The organism is Elizabethkingia argenteiflava (assembly GCF_009904105.1).
GTDB lineage: Bacteria > Bacteroidota > Bacteroidia > Flavobacteriales > Weeksellaceae > Elizabethkingia > Elizabethkingia argenteiflava.
Genome location: NZ_JAAABJ010000476.1, coordinates 1 through 18616 on the forward strand (window position 1 = coordinate 1; position 18616 = coordinate 18616).

At 30.4% G+C, this 18616-nt stretch carries 18 protein-coding genes and 1 pseudogene; 14 read left to right on the forward strand and 5 right to left on the reverse strand.

The window, feature by feature from the left end; translation table 11 throughout:
* Both GNY06_RS05830 and GNY06_RS05835 read left to right on the forward strand, forming a co-directional pair.
* Positions 1-234, forward strand: a pseudogene (locus GNY06_RS05830) (hypothetical protein); the annotation flags it as partial.
* Positions 207-434, forward strand: a complete 228-nt coding sequence (locus GNY06_RS05835; protein ID WP_317163758.1) for an IS1 family transposase — start codon at positions 207-209, stop codon at positions 432-434. The pseudogene GNY06_RS05830 and the gene GNY06_RS05835, both read left to right, overlap by 28 nt.
* A 55-nt stretch (positions 435-489) precedes the next feature.
* Here GNY06_RS05835 and GNY06_RS05840 read toward each other — a convergent pair whose 3' ends face one another.
* Positions 490-798: a hypothetical protein gene (locus tag GNY06_RS05840; protein ID WP_166519199.1), complete on the reverse strand. Its 309-nt coding sequence runs from the start codon at positions 796-798 to the stop codon at positions 490-492.
* A 265-nt stretch (positions 799-1063) separates the two neighbouring features.
* On the opposite strand from GNY06_RS05840, the gene GNY06_RS05845 reads away from it, so the two are divergent.
* The 6 genes from GNY06_RS05845 (at position 1064) to mobV (ending at position 8003) form a co-directional block, all read left to right on the forward strand.
* Positions 1064-2305, forward strand: a complete 1242-nt coding sequence (locus GNY06_RS05845; protein WP_166519200.1) for a tyrosine-type recombinase/integrase — start codon at positions 1064-1066, stop codon at positions 2303-2305.
* A 74-nt stretch (positions 2306-2379) separates the two neighbouring features.
* On the forward strand, positions 2380-3054 hold the full coding sequence (locus GNY06_RS05850) for a hypothetical protein (protein ID WP_166519201.1): 675 nt from the start codon (positions 2380-2382) through the stop codon (positions 3052-3054).
* A gap of 78 nt (positions 3055-3132) precedes the next feature.
* Entirely contained in the window at positions 3133-3411 is a 279-nt protein-coding gene (locus GNY06_RS05855; protein WP_166519202.1) for a helix-turn-helix domain-containing protein, read from the forward strand.
* Between the two features lie 70 nt (positions 3412-3481).
* Complete coding sequence (locus tag GNY06_RS05860) at positions 3482-4720, forward strand: primase-helicase family protein (RefSeq protein WP_166519203.1); 1239 nt, start codon at positions 3482-3484, stop codon at positions 4718-4720.
* Positions 4721-5041: 321 nt separating this feature from the next.
* Positions 5042-6094, forward strand: a complete 1053-nt coding sequence (locus tag GNY06_RS05865; protein WP_166519204.1) for a toprim domain-containing protein — start codon at positions 5042-5044, stop codon at positions 6092-6094.
* A gap of 661 nt (positions 6095-6755) precedes the next feature.
* Positions 6756-8003 carry a MobV family relaxase gene (gene mobV / locus GNY06_RS05870; protein ID WP_166519205.1) on the forward strand — a complete coding sequence of 416 codons (1248 nt, stop codon included), beginning with the start codon at positions 6756-6758 and terminating at the stop codon, positions 8001-8003.
* 399 nt (positions 8004-8402) lie between these two features.
* On the opposite strand, the gene GNY06_RS05875 is transcribed toward mobV, so the two are convergent.
* Complete coding sequence (locus tag GNY06_RS05875) at positions 8403-8876, reverse strand: hypothetical protein (RefSeq protein WP_166519206.1); 474 nt, start codon at positions 8874-8876, stop codon at positions 8403-8405.
* A 10-nt stretch (positions 8877-8886) separates the two neighbouring features.
* A complete protein-coding gene (locus tag GNY06_RS05880; protein WP_166519207.1) occupies positions 8887-9663 on the reverse strand; it encodes a hypothetical protein in 777 nt (258 codons plus the stop codon).
* 143 nt (positions 9664-9806) lie between these two features.
* Here GNY06_RS05880 and GNY06_RS05885 point away from each other — a divergent pair, with 143 nt between their 5' ends.
* From GNY06_RS05885 to GNY06_RS05905, 5 genes are all read left to right on the forward strand, one after another.
* Positions 9807-11303, forward strand: coding sequence for a hypothetical protein (locus GNY06_RS05885; protein ID WP_166519208.1), 1497 nt, complete (start codon positions 9807-9809; stop codon positions 11301-11303).
* Positions 11297-13465 (forward strand): peptidase domain-containing ABC transporter, encoded by a 2169-nt coding sequence (locus GNY06_RS05890; protein WP_166519209.1) that lies wholly within the window; start codon positions 11297-11299, stop codon positions 13463-13465. Before GNY06_RS05885 ends, GNY06_RS05890 begins: the two co-directional genes overlap by 7 nt.
* 15 nt (positions 13466-13480) lie before the next feature.
* The gene (locus GNY06_RS05895; protein ID WP_166519210.1) at positions 13481-14755 is read left to right on the forward strand and encodes an HlyD family secretion protein; all 1275 of its coding nucleotides are present in this window, start codon (positions 13481-13483) and stop codon (positions 14753-14755) included.
* Positions 14756-14938: 183 nt separating this feature from the next.
* A complete protein-coding gene (locus tag GNY06_RS05900; RefSeq protein WP_154491643.1) occupies positions 14939-15094 on the forward strand; it encodes a hypothetical protein in 156 nt (51 codons plus the stop codon).
* A gap of 74 nt (positions 15095-15168) precedes the next feature.
* Complete coding sequence (locus GNY06_RS05905; RefSeq protein WP_166519211.1) at positions 15169-15327, forward strand: hypothetical protein; 159 nt, start codon at positions 15169-15171, stop codon at positions 15325-15327.
* Between the two features lie 264 nt (positions 15328-15591).
* Here the strand turns inward: GNY06_RS05905 and GNY06_RS05910 are convergent, their stop codons facing one another.
* Both GNY06_RS05910 and GNY06_RS05915 read right to left on the reverse strand, forming a co-directional pair.
* Positions 15592-16686, reverse strand: coding sequence for a hypothetical protein (locus GNY06_RS05910; protein ID WP_166519212.1), 1095 nt, complete (start codon positions 16684-16686; stop codon positions 15592-15594).
* 1 nt (position 16687) lies between these two features.
* Complete coding sequence (locus GNY06_RS05915) at positions 16688-17503, reverse strand: RNA polymerase sigma factor (RefSeq protein WP_166519213.1); 816 nt, start codon at positions 17501-17503, stop codon at positions 16688-16690.
* 369 nt (positions 17504-17872) lie between these two features.
* Between GNY06_RS05915 and GNY06_RS05920 the strand changes: the two genes are divergently transcribed.
* On the forward strand, positions 17873-18154 hold the full coding sequence (locus GNY06_RS05920; protein WP_154491655.1) for a helix-turn-helix domain-containing protein: 282 nt from the start codon (positions 17873-17875) through the stop codon (positions 18152-18154).
* The last annotated feature ends 462 nt before the right edge of the window (positions 18155-18616 follow it).

The window sequence follows — 18616 nt, forward strand, 5'->3', positions numbered from 1 at the left end:
ATCGGCAGGATTTTAGATATTAGCAATGTCACTATTTTGAATTGGATTCGTAGTTTTGGTCAAGAAGTACAATCGTTGCAATGTGGATCTAAGGAAATAAAAGTGGTAGCGTTAGATGAAATGCACACTTATATAGGGCGTAAAAAAAACACTATTGGATCTGGATTGCTGTTGATAGATTTGGAAAAAGATTCATTAATTTCGTTATTGGTGACAGAAGCCATCAAACCGTAGAAAAGTTTTGGGAAACAATAAAACAACACAAAATGGAGAAGATCTCAAGTGATCACTGGAAAAGCTACCAAAGCATTGTTGCTAAAGAGAAACATCTTCAGACAAAAGCAGAAACATTCACCGTAGAAGCTTATAATAATTTGTTTAGGCATTTTTTAGCAAGAATGAGAAGAAAGTCCAATGCTATTCTAGAAAAATAGAAATGCTCAGATGAGCGATACTTCTATTAATGCACCATCGTAATAAAAACACTATCTATATTTGATTAGCAATGCTAAATATTTTAAAAGCAATGTCAAATGCTTCAATAATATTATAACCTTTGTCTTCTGGTTGAGGTAATTGTTTCTTTTTAGATTTTGGAATCCAGCCGGATTTCAATTCTTTTTCAATGGATTCCTTTAACGCTTCACACCGAATTCTTCGATTATTAGCATCATAATCAACATTAATTCCTTTGTAAAATTTCTGGATAATCTTTTGTTGGTTTGTATCATAGATATATACATACCAATCTTGGTTGATGTTTTCTGATGAACAGATTTCGACTTCAAAATTTTTCATTTTCACAAATATTGTGAACACTTGGGGAAGCTTTGAAAAACTTTTACTACTATTTACTATTTTTAAAACTTAATGTTTGTAAAGCATTGAAGTGCAATGCTTTACAAACGTTGTGGAGCTGGAGGTTTTTGAACCTATTATATACCAACATAACTCGATATATATAAGTATACTATATATCAGTATTTTAACTATATTTACATAGGCTAATATAATTAGTTTTTATATCTAAATATAGAAGAAGTAGCACCTAAACTGGCACCTGATGAATTACACTTTTAAACTCAAGGAACCCAATAGTACAAAAGAAACTTTAATTTATTTCCGTTCATTTTTTAACAATGAAAGTAAGAATTTCATCTATTCTACTGGTGAGAAAATAAAGCCAAACGAGTGGGATTTTGAAAGTAGGCAGCCTAATGACTTAAACGGAAGAACTAAAAGAGCTGAAATTCATCGTAGTGTGAAAATGCAGTTAGATCGGTACAGCACTTATTTTATTGAGATAGTAAATCGATATAAGAACATAAATGAGGAGCTTACAGTTAATATTCTTAAACAAAGATTCGATGAAAAATTCAAGAAAGTTACTGTTAAAAGTGATTTCTTTAGAATATATCAGGAATTTTTGGATGAGAAGGAAAACGATTATACTGGGAATGCTATTTCAAATTCAACTTTAAAGCGTTATAAATGTAATAAAACATTACTTGAAGATTTTGAAAGAAATTGTAAAACTAAGGTCACTTTAGGGAAATTTGATGATAAACTTTACAATAAATTTTTGAAATTTTGTATTGAAGAAAAGAAACATTCTGCAAATACATTACATAGAAATGTCGGTCTACTAAAAACGTTTCTTCTTTGGGCTCTAAATAAAAAGTATACGTATAATAATAACTTTATTGCTTTCAAAAAGCCTGCGAAATTTACAACTGATGAAATAGCTTTAAACTACGAACAAGTTGAACTCATCTATAATTATGATCTCAGCAAAAATAAGAGATTGGAAAAAGTACGTGATCTTTTTGTTTTTGGTTGCACCACAGGAATGAGGTTTGGCAATTACAGTACGATTTCAAAAAGTGATGTTGACGGTAATTTTATACGAGTGATTGATTTAAAAAGTAAATCTAAAAATTTGGCGATCCCTTTAAACACTATATCAAAATCAATACTGGAAAAATATGATTATAATTTACCTAGTATTACGAATCAAAAGATGAACGAATATATTAAGGAAGTCTTTAGGGAATTAAAGTTCACTGATGAGATAAAGAAAACTATGAAATATGGTGATGAACTGGTAGACCAGAAAGCTGAATTTTGGACAAGAATTTCCTCACATACCGCAAGAAGAAGTTTTATCACTATAATGAAGAACAAACGAGTTCCGGATAAAGTAATTATGAGTTACACTGGTCATACAAGTTTGGAGGTCTTCAATGCTTACTATAGACCAAGTGAAGAGGATAAAATTAACTATATGAATGAAGTTTTTAAATAATACTAATTTAGACTATGGATCAAAAGAAACTTTACGGGCGTTGGAACCCTGGGGAAGAATTTATAGGCTATTCTATGATGATTTATTATTGGATAAAAGGAGAAAAAGTTCAAAAGCTGTTGGCAAAAAGAATTGAAAAAGCCAAACAGAAGTCCGCCAAAACCATTCTTAGTGAAAAAATAAAAAATGAGTTATTAATAAAATATGAAAAACTAGACAATTTTTTCAGTTTTCATTTCAAAGATATTGATACATCTAGAAATCACAATTTTGAAGAGAAGATCCAGTACTGTTTAAATCAATATAAAAAAGAATCCACCCAGCTAATGAGTTCAAGTAATCTAATGAAGTTACAGGGTAATTTTTTAAATGGAGCTGAAAAAACCCTCATTTTGTATTTCGCCCTGCAAGGTAAAGTAAAAAGAGAAATCAGTTTGTCTGATATTATGATTGGTGAAAACAGCTTCAAAACTTTTATTGCTTTTTTAAAAGACAAAAAATTTATCGATGAAAATCACAATCTGCTTGTAGATCAGAAATCATTTTTTATAAGAATTCATCATTTCTTAAAGGATAATCATATTATTAATCCATATTTTCAAGATACCACAATTATTGAAGCCATGAAAAATGAATATAATACCATTTTTGACAAAGGAACTTTTTCAAGAGCAATAACTATAAAACCAAATGATTTTGAGGAAGATATCTATCGGGAGTTATCTAAATTACTTAATATCAAACATTAAACTTTACGCAATTGAGTAAAATTGCATCATTAGTTATTCCAATCATACAATTTTGTCTGTAAATAAATACTACACATTATGCAGACAACAAATCCATTCCAAACAATTCTTGACGAATTAGGTGAAGTAAAAGACTTACTTAATTCTATGAAAAAAGAACCTGAGATTGAGTTGAAAAAGAAACTGTATTCTATCAAAGAATGTTCAGAAATTCTTAAGCTTGATTATCAAACTGTACGCTCACATATTTTAAAAGGTAACATCAAAGCGGAACAAATAGGAAGATTCTATAGGATTAACCATATTGATCTGATGGATGCTTTAAATGAGGTTAAATCGCTTAAGTATAGGAGATAAATAAGTGCTTATTTATCTAAATATTTTTCATCCCTCCCGTATTTTCTGTACGGAGTTAAACCCTTAAAATATGAGCGAAAAAATTCCATATCTAAGAGTTGGTACCACGTATTACAAAACGATAGAAAAGCCTTTGATCTCTGGAGATAAGATATCGATTTTGGTGAGATGGAACCGTGAAACAATCATCAGTGACCATGGAAAGGAATACGTATCTAGAATTCCTAAGTATGATGGTTTCTGCTGTATTCCCAGTCATTTAGATTACAGACAGGTTGTTGCAGAGTTCTACAACCTTTATAATGAGATTCCTTATTGTCCCTCTGAAGAGAATATAACACTCGATGATCTAAGAGAACATATTCCGTTTTCTTTAAAGTTCATGGAGCATATTTTCGGAGAGCAGATAGAATTAGGCTTTGATTATATCAAGATACTACTTGAGTATCCCACTGAAATGCTTCCGATCCTTTGTTTGGTGAGTAAAGAAAGAGCAACCGGAAAAACTACTTTTATCAAATGGCTCAAATCCATTTTTGGTCTTAATATGACCTATATTAAAGGGGATTCCTTCAGTAGTCAATTTAATTCTGATTGGGCAAGTATGCTTTTGATAGCTATTGATGAAGTATTCTTTGATAAAAAAGAAATTACCGAACGCTTAAAATACCTTTCCACAACAGATAAAGATAAAAAAGAAGCGAAAGGGAAAGACCGCGAAGAAGTAGAATTCTTTGGCAAATTCATTCTCTGCTCCAACAATGAAGATAACTTCATTCAGATTGACGAGAATGAAATTAGATTCTGGATTATTAAAATAAAACCAATCGAAAGTGAGAACACTGAATTTATTCAAAACTTAAATAAAGAAATTCCTTATTTCCTACGTTACCTTATCCAGCGCAGCTTTTACAGCCGTAAAGAAACCCGAATGTGGTTTACTCAGTCTCAGATCAGAACTAAAGCTCTTGAAAAACTAATATGGAAGAACAATAATAAACTGGAATCTAAAATTATTGAACTCCTGTTTGAGTTTTTTGAGAGCACAGAGGAAGTTGTTATCCATTTTATTCCCCAGGATATTTTCAGTATGCTTGGAAAAGTACTAAGGAATCACTACTGGAGCACGAATGATATTCGAAAAGTTCTGAAAGAAAACTGGAAACTTGAGCCGCAAAAGAACTCCCTTAGTTATATCAAATATGATATTGATTACACAGGAGGCTTCTATCAACAAAACAAGCTTGGAAGATATTTTATAGTAGAAAAGAATTTTATTGTCCAAAAATTTGATGAAATGATGAATTGATTTGTAATCAAAATAAAATCAATAAGTTATAACTCATCAGAAGCCTCATCAAATTTTTATGCCCTGAATTTTGATGAAGTAGTGATGAGAGAAAAAAAACAACTTTGATGAGATGATGAGCTTTTGATGAGGACGTAAATGACCATGTAGTAATGGTTTACGAGATTCTCTCATCAATTCATCAAAAATTCCCAAGTTTTTTACCCTATACATAAACGCTCAAGAATAGACCAGTTATAGAGACATCATCTCTATGGCCAAAAATGGCTGTAAAATGATTCAAGACTCAACAAGTAATTATCTAAACCATAATCATATCCAATGAACTGCAAACAATTTAACAGCATACCGCTGGAAGAAGTCCTTGTTTCACTCGGACACCTTCCAACGAAACAAAATGAAAAAGAAGCCTGGTATCTCAATCCATTTGCCAGTGAATCCCAGGCCTCTTTTAAATTAAGCAAGAGCCTAAACCTTTGGTTTCTTTTTTCGGAAGGCATAGGAGGAAATAATATCAATTTTATGAAGAAATATTTAAAAGCTTCTGTGGGTGAAGTTCTAGCTTGGGCATCCAGACAGAATTTTTCTTCTTTTCACTATCAGAAAAAGAGTTTTCCTCAGAAACAGAAAAGCTTTAAACCAGACTATGAGATCAATGAAATTGTAGAACTTGAAAACTCACATCTAAAAAGTTATCTTCATAAAAGAGGACTTAGCGCCAGAGTATATCCCTTTGTAAAGGAAGTAAAGTTTACACTCAACAATAAAAAACTCTATGCTATTGGTTTTGAAAATATCTCTGGAGGATTAGAACTTAGGAATTTCTTTTACAAAGGATCATTACTGAAAAAAGATATCTCAGTAATCCATATGAATCCTGATAATAATTCCTTTCAAAAAGAAGGAAACAAAAATGTCGCCGTCTTCGAAGGCTTTATGGATGCACTATCTTTTATAGAAATGAAGATAAATTTTTCGGGAGATATTATCGTCATGAACTCCGCTTCACTTGTGGGAAAAGTTATTGAGTATCTGAAAAACTATGCTGTAAAAGCCCTTTTTCTTGACAATGACCCTGCGGGAGAGAAATGCAAAACTGAAATTTTAAAGTCTTTTCCTGAGGCAATAGACTGTTCAGGTATTTATTCCGATTATAAAGATCTGAATGAATATTTAGTGCATATGGCTAAAACTGAGAAAAATACTCAAGTGCAGTTTCTATCTATAAAATTAGAAGAATTAGAAGAATTAGAAGAGTTAGAAGAGTTAGAAGAGTTAGAAGAACAAAAAGAACAAAAAGAACAGGGAGCAAAAGGAGAAAAACCAGAGAAACAGGAACAAGGAAATAAGCCTAGTTTTAAGAGAAGGATTTAAAAATAATATGAAAATATCATAAAAATAATGTAAAAGAATAAGATCCTTATCTCTCAACCTAAAAAGAAAATGCATTGTATCCATTTTACCTGAGTAAAAATTACCCACCTTTTCTTAATGCTTGAGTAAAAAAGATACAGATTGGTTTAATACCTGCGTAATTATTACACAGCTTATGGTCAGAGATTATTAGATAACATATGGCAAATGTGTTTTTTAAAAAAATACTAGTATTCTAAGATTACAGACACTTAAAAAAGTAGTCTATGGGAATGCACCTTAAAATAAACATAGAATTATAGAATAAGGATATATATCTCTTACAGTTGGTCTTGATTTTATTTTCAACAGCAAAATGCTCTTTTCCTAAGAGAGAATAAAACTGGAATTAGCACCCCGGATTAAAATCAAAATGTACGAGAACCTGAATAATAAATTATAGAAACTGCATAAGGTATAAATGCTGAGTAAGGCATAAAACCAAAAATGCAGCAGGTTGAAAGGCTGGCTTTTTTGAAAAATGCCATAGCTTATTAGGGCTTTTTCTTAACGCAAAATTTCATTTCGCTAAAAAAGCCCCAATAAGCCACGGGGGATCCCCCCTTTGGATTCCCCCAATTAAATTGGATAAAAAAATTACTTAACACAGAAATGATTAAAGATGTCCTATACCGTTTTACATTTAGAAAAAGCAAAGGGAAATGATGCAGCGATGTCTGCCCATATCGAAAGAACGATTCATCCTAAGAATGCAGATAAAACCAGAGAACATTTAAATAAAGAATTTATTGTTTATCCCAGGGATGTAAAAAACCGTACCGCTGCAATCCAGTACCGTATTAATCACGCTCAAATCAAAAGAAAAATTGGAATCAATCAGGTAAGAGCTATTAGAATTATGCTCTCAGGAACCCATCAGACCATGAAGAAGATTGAAGAAAGTGGAAATCTGAATAATTGGTGTAAGGATAATTTACACTGGCTTAAAGAAACCTTTGGAGAGGATAATCTTGTTTCAGCTGTTCTTCATATGGATGAAAAAACACCCCATATTCATGCTACCATTGTACCTGTTGTTAGTGGAGAGAGAAGAAAAGCTAATAATGGGAAAACAGCTTCTGAGAAATACAAAAAGAAGAGCCCTACGAATAACCGTCTGTGTGCTGATGATGTTATGGCCAGAAATAAGCTCAAACATTATCAAAATACTTATGCTCTGGCAATGCAGAAGTATGGACTCAATAGAGGTATTGAAGGCTCTGTAGCCAAACACATTTCTACAGGACAATACTACAGAGATTTACATCTTCAGAATCAATTACTGATACAGGAGCATGCCAAGAAACAATCCGAATTAAAAGCCATGGAGAAAACCATAAATACCAAAAAGGTTATGCAAACCGTGACAAATGTTTTCACTGGCTCAAAAACAAAGAAGCTTGAAATAGAAAACGAGATGATGAAAAAGGAATTCAAATCTATTATTCTTTTGAAGGATCAGGAGAAAAATGAAATTCAGGAGTCTGTTTCAAAACTGAAAAGTATGGTTGAAAGAAAGGACAGAATCCTTGCTAAATTAGAAAAGTACCAACCGGATATTAAAGCTTCCTACTCTATTATTCTGGAATGTGAAAAGCTAAGGTTTTCTCCGGAGCTTATTAAGCATCTACTTGAAAAGGAAGAAATGTACATTAAGGGAGAGATTTATTCTTCCAGACATTTTAAAAGTTTCAGCGTAGATCATTTAAAAATATCTATTGAATTTGATAGTAAAGAAAAGACCAAAGTACTAAAGATAGATGGACATAACAGGCAACAATGGCTGGACGAAAAACATAAAGAAAGCCTGAAATCCATGTCTCAAAATAACAGTATGGAAATCCGGAATCAAAGAAAGGTTAGAAACTAGAATTTAACTGTCAGATAATTCAAGACAATTACATTATAATTGCTGTAATAGTTTCAATCCTATCTGACAGTTCCTATATTTGTTCTTTTTAGTTTATCCTCGATAGAGTCTAGACTTAGTTATTGCACAATCTAGAGCTTTTTTTGTCATTACTTTTCATTCTAAAATTTATACTCTAAATAAACCATTTTCGTAACGGGCAAATTGATATTTGATATGTAAAATTATATATCTCTTCGCTGATTCCTTTTATTCATTATAAAACCAATAACTATACATAAGATTGTAACTATTGCAATTGATATAATTCTTGTGCTAGTATCTTGACTTGCCCTACAAACTTGATAAATAGCTAGTAAATAAGCTACGATTAAAATAATTAGATTAGTTGTAAATTTATTATTTTTCATTTTTTATAGTTTTATATTTTTCATCTGAGAGAAATAATTCTATCTGTTTATTGTTATACATAGTCTTAAGACTATATTTCATATACTCGGTTAGTTCGCTGTTTTGTAAAGCATTATTGTTTTCTGCAATTGAAACCTTTTCAATAATGAATCTGTATCTTTTACTCTCTTTCCATAACCCTCCATATGTATCAATAATAATTCGATTTTCTACAATCTGGATTTTATTAACAACTTTATTAATTAGTGATAACATATTGTTTGTATAGTACAAGCCCCTATAAATTACCACATATATAAATATTGGAATTAGAAAGTATAATTTGATAAAAGATTTTTTCTGTAAGATAGCGAGAAAACTAAAAATAAACCAAACACCAAAAAGAGGTAAGTAAACATACATACCTCTTCTCATTATTTTGATTTTTTTTTCTAGAAAGTCATTGTTGTATTTTTCTGTCATGAAAACATAATTACCACTCTATAGTAACATTTACATCTTGTCCCCCTCCTCCAGAGGAATCGTTAATATAATGATTAAAATAATCGACAGCATCTTGGGCTCCAGAATATGAATTTATCCCACTAACCACTCCTTCAATATAATGACTTTGTTGTAATGCATGTACAGCATGTTCTGCATCAGGGTATACACCTCCATCAATTAAAGCAATAACAATATCATTGATAAGTCTTCCAGTAACTGCATTTTCTTCACCTGCAAACCCTATTGCTATACCCTCCCCTAAATTACTTGGAATTTCTTGATGATTATCTTTAAAGCTGTCAATGAATTTTGCGAGTTCAAATCCTGTTCTTGAAACACCATCTATAATAAGAACGACACCAACTCCTGTTTCAGCTGCTGCAATACCTCCTACAATTTCAGCGATACCTCCAACTATTCCTGCTAATGCTGCCCATGTCTCTCCTTGCCCATTTGAAGAAGGTGATTTAGACTTATGCATATCAAGTTGGGGTATATCTATTTGATAGACTATTGGACCGGAATGGTCTCCACCACTTCCGCTTCCGCCTCCACCATAGTAGTCATCATGCCCTCCTGTATCATTATGGTTATCAGGAAAGAAATTTGGTAGGCTATCTCCGCCGCCATGACCAGGCCCTGTTAAATCTACTTGCTCTATATAATGATCATGATCACGGAAATCATCACCAGAAGAATTCCAACCTGCAAATGTTTCCTTTTGCTCTTCAATCGTTAGAGGCATCATAGTTTTTTTCTTCATATGTTTTTGATTAAAATTAATTCTCTGCAAAAATAAAATTTTCAAGAAGAAAACAAAATAGAATATTATTTTTTTTGAATTAATTAATTGTAATGTAATATATTATTAGTCATTTTTATATTTTTGCAATTGAAAAACACATAATGGAGAATATAAAGAATTTTATGATCCGCAAATTCGGAAAGGTTAAGAATTTTTTAATATCAGGAAGTTCAATAACTCAAGATAAAAATGATTTTTCTGATATTGATATTGTTATCTTTTCTTCAGATTTTGCAATTCCGCAGAACCATACTGTTATGATTGAAAATGATAAAGTACAATTTATGGTTGTACCAATCAGGCGATTAGAATCTATATTTTATGATGATTTTACATCTTTTAAAGGTTCATTTTGCCATATGGTTGCAAACTCAAAGATTGCTTATAGTAATGAAGAAAGTCCTTTTCTTTTAAATGTGAAAAATCACGCAAAAGAACTTCTAAAAACTAAAAAAAGGATAGTTGATGAGAAAAATGAAATAAAGATATATCAATTAAGATTCATTATCACAAATCATCTATTAGATATCAAAGGAGCAAAAAATAAAGAAGAATTGCTATTTTCAATATCTGAACTTACTGGTTGTATAGCGTCTTTAAAAATGATTCTTGAAGATCAACTTGTGAGAGGAGGAGGTAAACATAAATACAGAGCTTTAAATGAGTTTGATCCAAATTTCTTACAAGAATTAAACGTAGCATTAAAATCATACTATACAAATAATGATACCGATCCTATTATTCTATTTACTGAACAAAAAATGGAATTATATGGAGGATTGCTAACGTATTATTCAAAACATAATGTGCTTACAGAGGTACATAGAGACTGCATAAGCTTTTCGATTGATAAGGAATCTTTTAAAAAATTTAAAGAAGATATTTTACTTTTTTTAGAGAAAGAAAATATTTTGAACACATTCCATTCCTTTACATCCCATGATAAAATTATTTTCAGAATATCAAGTCCAAAAAAAAGAATAAATAATCATATCATTCCTTCATTAGAAAAATTATATGGCAGCAGAAACATACCGATTCTATTTCCATTAAGAATGGAAATAGAATCTCATCTATATCATATTGTCGACACTGATTTATACATTGAAATTCTTGAAAAATTACAGGGTACTATTATTGATTTTTCTTTTATTCACTCAGAATATTTAACCATAAAAATTGCTTTTTCTTTCTTGAAGGCTTTTGTACATGATATGGATAAAACTGAAGCAACTAATTTTTTACTGACTTTATTTTCCCTATGGTTACCCTACTATTATGATGATGGTTTTATTAATTCAACACTTGTACTTTTAAAGAAAAAAAGAGAATCCATTAGGTATTTTTCTAAAATATATGAAGAGAATAAAATAAAATTAAATCGCTTATATCGCATAAAATCTAATAAGCAGAAATATCTATCGATAGCTCGTGATATTGAGAAATTGAAAAAACAGAGTGAATATAAACTTAAAAATTTAAACGAGTGGCATTTGCATAGTCTCATAATATCACATTTTTTCTCTATGCTTTTTATTAAAGACAGCCTTAAGCCTTACATCGTATATTCATTTATAAAAAGTATTAAAGAATGTTAGAAAATTTCCCTAACTATATTCAAAAAACCAAATATGAATGCGGCCTGGTCTGTCTAAAAATTATATCTAAATTTTATAGTCGTGATTTTGACAAGTCTAATTATAAAAGCTATATAAACGAACAAAAAGGCGGAGTTTCAATATATGACTTAAGAAATATTGCAGAAAGTGAAGATTTTAAGACAGATACATTTACTTGTAAATTAACTAAAATTAAAGATCTTAAAAGACCCATTATCGCGATTGTAAATCAACATCATTATGTTGTTATCTACAAATACAAAAAAAATCATTTTTATATATCAGATCCTCAAAAAGGTATTTATAAAATACATTATGATAAGTTAAAGTCTATTTTTGAGTCCCATACTAATGGAGGTATAATAATTACTATTGCTCCTAACTGGAGAAAGACAAGATTTGAAGAATTAAAATCAGATTACATTTCTGCTTTTCGTTTTTTATTAAGACATCTGTCGCCCTTTAAACATAACATCAGAGAACTTTTATTATTGATGTTTGTAATAACAGCAATATATTCCATATTACCCTTTATTACGCGATCTATTATTGATATTGGAGTAAATAATAGAGATATTGAGTTTATATATTTGATATTAGGTGCGAACATCGCATTAATTCTTTTTAAAAGTATAGGAGAATGGATCAAAACCACTATAACCTCTCATTTATCTAATAAAATAAAGATTTCTATATTAACAGACTATATAATTAAAATATTTAATATACCATCAATTCATTTTGAGCGAATGCTTTTTGGAGATATAATGCAAAGAGCACAAGATCAGGATAGAATTCAAAACTATATTTCAAACTCTGTAATATCTATTATTTTATCCTTATTAATTATGGTAGTTTACAGTATAATATTGTTTTCTTTTAATCATACACTTTTTGCATTTTTCTTAAGTGGATCAATTTTATATATTGTGTATGTAATCTCATTTTTTAATATTAGAAAAAAAATGAGCCTGAATTTATATACCGCACAGGGTGAAAGCAATAGTTGCTGGATTGAGTCCATGAGAAATTTTGAAGATATTAAAATCAATAATTATAGTTTCACGCAAAGAAAAAAATGGGAGCTTATACAGTATAAATTATACAATATTAGTATAAAAATAATGCATATTGATAGACTTCAGAATGCCGGAGCTGAAATAATTAATACCTTAAAAGATATCTCGATGACTTTTTATGGAGCATATCTAGTAATACAAGGTGAAATAAGCTTTGGAACTTTAATTTCTATACAATTTATTATTGGGCAATTAGCAGGTCCTATAACTGACATTATTAATTTTATAAAATCATCTCAAACAGCTTATATCAGTTTTTCGAGAACAAATGAAATTTATAATATAAAAAATGAACAAAATATTAACAAAAATCTTCTTGTTCAGTTCAATAACGACAATAGAGATATTCTTTTCGACAGAGTAATTTTTAGATATCCTGACTCAGTACAAAATGCGTTGAACAATGTATCATTTAAAATACAAAAAAATAAAATTTCTGTTATTGTCGGTAGAAGCGGATGTGGGAAAACAACTATATTAAAAATGCTTTCTAAAGTATATGAACCTACAATGGGAAAGATAATTGCCGCTGAAAGAGAATTAAAGAATATTGAAAATAGATTTTGGAGAGATCAATTGAGCACAGTCTTTCAGGAACCAAACCTTTATAAAGGAACTGTTCTAAGCAATATCATTTTAAATGAAGAAATGGATTATGATCGCGATAGATTAACTCATGCCTTGATAAATTCGAATTTAATTAGAGAAATAGGTGGTTTTTCAGATGGGATAAATACAAATTTAAGAGAGGGAGGTAATGGGCTGAGTCAAGGACAAAAACAAAGAATAATAATTGCTCGAGCAATTTATAAAAGTTCCTCTTATCTGCTATTAGATGAAGCTACTAATTTTTTAGATCCAGAAAGTGAAAAAATAATTTTAGATTATTTATCTCAAGAGAAAAAAAATAGAACAATTGTAATGATATCTCATAAGTTATCTACAATTCAAATTGCAGACGAGATAATTGTTGTTGATAATGGCTATATAGTTGAAAGAGGTTCATATACTGACCTCTCAAATAAAGCAAATGGTTTTTTCAAAACCCTCTTTAATATCTAAACCTAGAATATTGAAATGAAAAATAAATATACTACGGAGGAACTCTACGAGGCATCCCAAAGTTTTAAAAGTAATAAAACCATAATTTCTCTTTTATTTATTATTGCTTTTTTAATTGCTTTGTTTTCAGGAGCATATTATATAAAATACCCTAAGACTGTTGAAGGTAAAATTATAATTACTTCTCTTACAAATACATATAATGTTTATTCTCCTTTAAACGGTAAAGTAAATATTCTTAAAAAGGAACGTGATGAATTAAACGCTGGTGAAACAATAGCTTATATTGAGAATCCTACCAATTATCAAGATTTGATTTCTTTAGAAAAAGATATTAAAAAATTTAATCTTGAAAAGTTAAATCAATCTATAGATGCCCTAGCAGTCAACTTAAATTATAAACTTGGAAGTATCCAAGAGTTTTATTACAATTTTATTATTTCGGTCAATACTTATAAAAATATTACAAAGAATAATATTTATAAGACTAATATCCAGAAATATTCATTTAAAATAAAGGAAAACCAGAAACAAATTGAGCTTTTAGGCAAAGTAAAGAGATTACAAGACAATAAAGTAGCTTCTATTAAAGCTAATTACACTAGAGATTCTATTTTGGAAGCTGAAGGAGTAATTTCAAAAAACGATTTAAATATTTCTAGAACAAATTATTTAAATCAAATGGAAAATATGTCATCAAGTGATGTACGAATACATGATGTTTCCTCCTCAAATAAAGATATAAAAGGTGAAATCAACTCTTTGAACGCACAAAACAACAATGAAACTTCAAAAGCGATAATAGATATAGAAAAACAATATTTTAATTTAATTAATGCAATTGAAACATGGAAGAACAATTATTTAATTATAAGCCCAATTGATGGTCAACTGCAATTTGTATCTCCTTTTATTAGCAAATCATCTTATATCTCTAGAGAGACTAAATTATTTATAATCCTGCCTCATAATAATAATTTAATAGGTAAAGCTTTTTTAACACCAAAAAATTATGGACCTCTAAAAGTGGGGCAAAGTGCAATCATAAAACTTTCTGATTATCCATATAGAGATTACGGTATTATAAAAGGCACTCTTTCAAAAAAATCTCCAATTGCAAGTGATACTTTATATCAAGTTGATGTAAAACTTAACAATGGATTAGTTACCAATACTCATAAAAAGTTGGAATACTATCATAACATGACTGGAGTAGTTGAATTTACTACAAAAAAGATGTCATTACTTGAACGGTTTATGAATATTTTAAGCAGTATTAATGAAGAATAAGATTCCATTTAGATCGAAATCATATGGTCAATATCACTAAAATTTGAAAGTACTGGAGCTAGGAAATAAGGAATCTCTTTTTTAGACTGTGCAGAAATTCGGCGTTTTATTACTTGCTAATTGAGGACTTATATCTAATATTAGAAATGGTATAGAAATTTCTACTCATGTATTAAATGGTAGATGAAAAAAGACTGGAGAGTCAGTAGCATGATATTTGCAGAATATGCTATACCAAAAGGATCAAGAAAACTATTAGATCCTGATGTTTTAAAAACAGCAAAAGAATATACAAATATGTTATATTTACTAAAATTACTCTTATCCAAAGAGCAATAAATCAATAAAATAATTAATTTATGATAACCCCAATTATAATGTTCTTAATAGGAGTTTTATTACTTTATTTAAGAATGAAGAATAAATTTCCATACAACAATCTTTACAATAAAAATGATGAAGATTACATATATGATATTGCCGTATATATGATTCGAGGATGGATAGCCATAGTAGCTTTAATCTTAGGAGGAATTTATGGGATTATTGTCAATATTCTAAAGATTATATAATTATTAGTTTAAACAGTACAGAATAACTATGTGCTATCTTTTTAATCTATGCTAATGTAGCAGATAATTCTCTCTATACCTAGAATCTAATTGAATCCATAATTTATTCTACAAATTTACTCTTTTCCTACCAGATATTCCTCTAATTCAATCGTACTCTTTTTTGGAAGAAAGGAGCCCACGCCGTTGTATATACAATAAATATTTAGTGAGTGTACGTAACCTCACCCTACGGGTGTACAAGCACCCTCGTTATTTTTTTAGCTATCCAATGATTAATTCGATACCAGCTTTTTCTGCCTTGTATTGTATGTTGGTCTGCAATTCATAATAGCTCCAATTACGAAGTACAAATTCCTGTTCTTTTGCAATACCTATCTTGTCTTCTTGGTTTTTAAGAATAAGTGTCCCTGCCTGTCGCTGGATGCAGAAATCTATAAGCTTTTTGCTGTATACATGAAGTCTGTGACTTACATACCGACTCTCCAAATTTTCTGTTTTATAAAGTGCTTTTTGTTTGCGCTTTTTGCCTTTTCCTGATCGAGCATAGGTTATGCCATCCTGAATCCTTTTTTGACTTGCCTGTATAGCAAGTCTACGGTATAAAAATTCCTCTTTCGAGCCAATATTAATTCGTACGTTGTCAGTTTTTGCTACTATAGGATGTTCTAAGGACAGGGAAGCTTCTGCGATGATTTCAGGTTTTAAAACATGCTCTTCTTTTTCAAATTCAAATGCAGCAAGCCAATAGATCTTTCCCCCTTTTAGTTGGATCTGTGAGGTGCAGAGTTTTATTTCACCTCTTAAAAGGCGTTCCATTACCAGACGTTTATCAGTGTAATCCCTTCCTAAATAGGTTTTAACAGGGATAGCAAACATATTGAAACAAAATGCTTTCTTTTCAGGATCATACCTTATTTTGCTGATACATTTAACCGGCAGCGGAATAGGAATATCTTTCTTAAAGTTTCTTAAAGATTTTAAACCCTGCCAATAGTCTGCTTTTTCCTTAGAAAATACAGCTTGTATCGTATTGTTCAGGCATCCCAGAATATCAGTCGGGATTTCTCCTTTGAACCGGTCATAGACCATGCGCGCCGTTGTGTTTGTTTTGGAACGGTTAAATATTCCCATTGGGTCTTTATTTATATCAGCAAGCTTATATTGGATTTCTTCTGTCAGATAAAAGAAATCTTTAATCATTTCCTGAAGATACAGATGTGAAACAATTAAATTAGCTGCTCGGAAACATCGGTTCTGATAACGGTAGAGTTTTTCCCAGATCTCCTCTTTTTCATTTGAAGGAACATCGATTAGTAGCTGAATTCTGCGGGTAAGGGTCATCGTAGGCTTTTCCATTTCACAGAGGTATTACAGAGGTTTTTTGATTTTGCAGGTAGCTATATGCCTGTAGAAACTCCAGGTGAACCTGCTTTTCAGAAAGTTTGAGCTCCTGAGCAATAAACTTGAAAGAGGATTTTTCTTCCATCCTTCTTTTTAAAATCTCGAGCTGCTGGTTACTGAGTTCTTCCACTTTCTTTTCTTGATCAGAAGCTTTTCCCTTTGACTTTTCAAAGGAACTTCCTTTAATGATTTTCCGAAGATCATCTATGGCACTGCTTACTTCATTACTTATAGCTGTCACACTACTTCCCATTGCCTCTGCAATTGGTTTATACTGAAAGCCATATTCAAGACAGAGCTTAATTAAGTGTTTTCTTTTGGGGCTGAGTACATTTAAACCTTTTTGAACTTCATCAAAGTTTTTTTGATCGCACTCATGATTAAGAAGATGCTCTTTATCTTGTTCTGGATCAGAACAAATAAGATAATCCTCGTAATTTTCATAACGTTCAAGGGAATTAATTAACCGAGTGAATTTACTTTTTGGAGAATTGAAATAGTTTATACAATCTCTTTTCAAAACAAAGCGTAAAAATCCCAAAATATGATTCGGAGTTTCAATAGAATCACGGTGTAGCCAGAGTTTGAGAAAAGTATCCTGTACTAAGGTTTCCACTACAAAATCATCCTCAAGCATTTGTTTCCCAAGCCAAAAAAGAAGTCTTTTGTAGCGTAGGTGAATATGTTCTAAAGAAGTGGGATTGCCTTTCTTCAGCAGTTCATATAACTGATGATCAGTCAATTTCCGAGACAAAGAGTTTGTTCTTTTCATAAGCAGTGTATTTGGCTAAGAAGGAACTGCTTAGATCCTTATGTAAATTCTCTGCACATTTAAAACATTATCTCACTACGTCTTTCTCCAAACAAATGGCGTGAAACTCAACATATCCGAACTGGGGTACTGGTATACCTTATATGCAGACAAGTGAGCTCACGCCTAGGCCGTGAGCTACTTTACTTATCCTCTCGCATATTAAAAATTACCAGTTTTCAGTTCGAGATTCTAAGCAATAGCTTCTATATTTCTTTGAAGTATCGCAAAGTTACATTTCAATAACTTATTTTACAAATATAAAAATATTCCTCAAAATATGTACTATAGTACATAATATTTTTTAATGTTTTTCATTCACTTTGATTTATGAATGAATCATTAGACGAAATAGAAAGATATGTTATTAAACGTGTTAAGGAAATACGTGAATCGAATAATATAACGCAAGAGGAACTCTCTCTTTCTATTGGTAAGAATATTGGATTTATTTCACAAATAGAAGCTCCATCAAAAAAAGCAAAATATAATTTAATCCACCTAAATTTAATTGCAATAGCATTAGGATGTTCAATTAAGGATTTTCTTCCTGATGAACCGATCCGTGATAAGAAATACGATATTAAAGAAATTAAAAGTAAAAAATCCTAACGAGAGTTGGGATTTTCGTTTTATATACGGTGAAGATAGATCTTTGAAAATTCAGTGCAAACTACTGTTTTTTTTATTTGATCTTATTTTTACTTTACCTTCTTGCCAAAGTTACTGCTAAAGCAAATTTGTTAAATCATTATCTGTTGAATACAAAATTTAGATAAGCTGACACTTATGATAATTTTCTTTGTAAAAAAATGTCTTAAATTTTATAAAGACTTTCATTTTATTTCAAATTGCAATCTAACAGAACTAGTAGAAAATTATTGGGATAAAATATAAAGAATAAAAAAATTGAATATGTGGATTCTCTTTTTTCTAATCTATTAATGTTGTAAACTCCCCCATAAATAGTACGACTATAATTTAGACAAAAAGTTTAAATTTAGGATTATATATTATGAAAAAGAAACAATTCAGTGCGAATCAGATTTCCAGTATTTTGAAGGAATTCGATAA

Coding starts and splice junctions, on each gene's coding strand:
- GNY06_RS05855 (WP_166519202.1), top strand. CDS start 3,133: ATGCAGACAACAAATCCATTCCAAACAATTCTTGACGAATTAGGTGAA.
- GNY06_RS05900 (WP_154491643.1), top strand. CDS start 14,939: ATGAAAAAAGACTGGAGAGTCAGTAGCATGATATTTGCAGAATATGCT.
- mobV (WP_166519205.1), top strand. CDS start 6,756: ATGTCCTATACCGTTTTACATTTAGAAAAAGCAAAGGGAAATGATGCA.
- GNY06_RS05890 (WP_166519209.1), top strand. CDS start 11,297: ATGTTAGAAAATTTCCCTAACTATATTCAAAAAACCAAATATGAATGC.
- GNY06_RS05875 (WP_166519206.1), bottom strand. CDS start 8,876: ATGACAGAAAAATACAACAATGACTTTCTAGAAAAAAAAATCAAAATA.
- GNY06_RS05910 (WP_166519212.1), bottom strand. CDS start 16,686: ATGGAAAAGCCTACGATGACCCTTACCCGCAGAATTCAGCTACTAATC.
- GNY06_RS05905 (WP_166519211.1), top strand. CDS start 15,169: ATGAAGAATAAATTTCCATACAACAATCTTTACAATAAAAATGATGAA.
- GNY06_RS05840 (WP_166519199.1), bottom strand. CDS start 798: ATGAAAAATTTTGAAGTCGAAATCTGTTCATCAGAAAACATCAACCAA.
- GNY06_RS05895 (WP_166519210.1), top strand. CDS start 13,481: ATGAAAAATAAATATACTACGGAGGAACTCTACGAGGCATCCCAAAGT.
- GNY06_RS05880 (WP_166519207.1), bottom strand. CDS start 9,663: ATGAAGAAAAAAACTATGATGCCTCTAACGATTGAAGAGCAAAAGGAA.
- GNY06_RS05885 (WP_166519208.1), top strand. CDS start 9,807: ATGGAGAATATAAAGAATTTTATGATCCGCAAATTCGGAAAGGTTAAG.
- GNY06_RS05845 (WP_166519200.1), top strand. CDS start 1,064: ATGAATTACACTTTTAAACTCAAGGAACCCAATAGTACAAAAGAAACT.
- GNY06_RS05860 (WP_166519203.1), top strand. CDS start 3,482: ATGAGCGAAAAAATTCCATATCTAAGAGTTGGTACCACGTATTACAAA.
- GNY06_RS05920 (WP_154491655.1), top strand. CDS start 17,873: ATGAATGAATCATTAGACGAAATAGAAAGATATGTTATTAAACGTGTT.
- GNY06_RS05915 (WP_166519213.1), bottom strand. CDS start 17,503: ATGAAAAGAACAAACTCTTTGTCTCGGAAATTGACTGATCATCAGTTA.
- GNY06_RS05865 (WP_166519204.1), top strand. CDS start 5,042: ATGAACTGCAAACAATTTAACAGCATACCGCTGGAAGAAGTCCTTGTT.
- GNY06_RS05850 (WP_166519201.1), top strand. CDS start 2,380: ATGATGATTTATTATTGGATAAAAGGAGAAAAAGTTCAAAAGCTGTTG.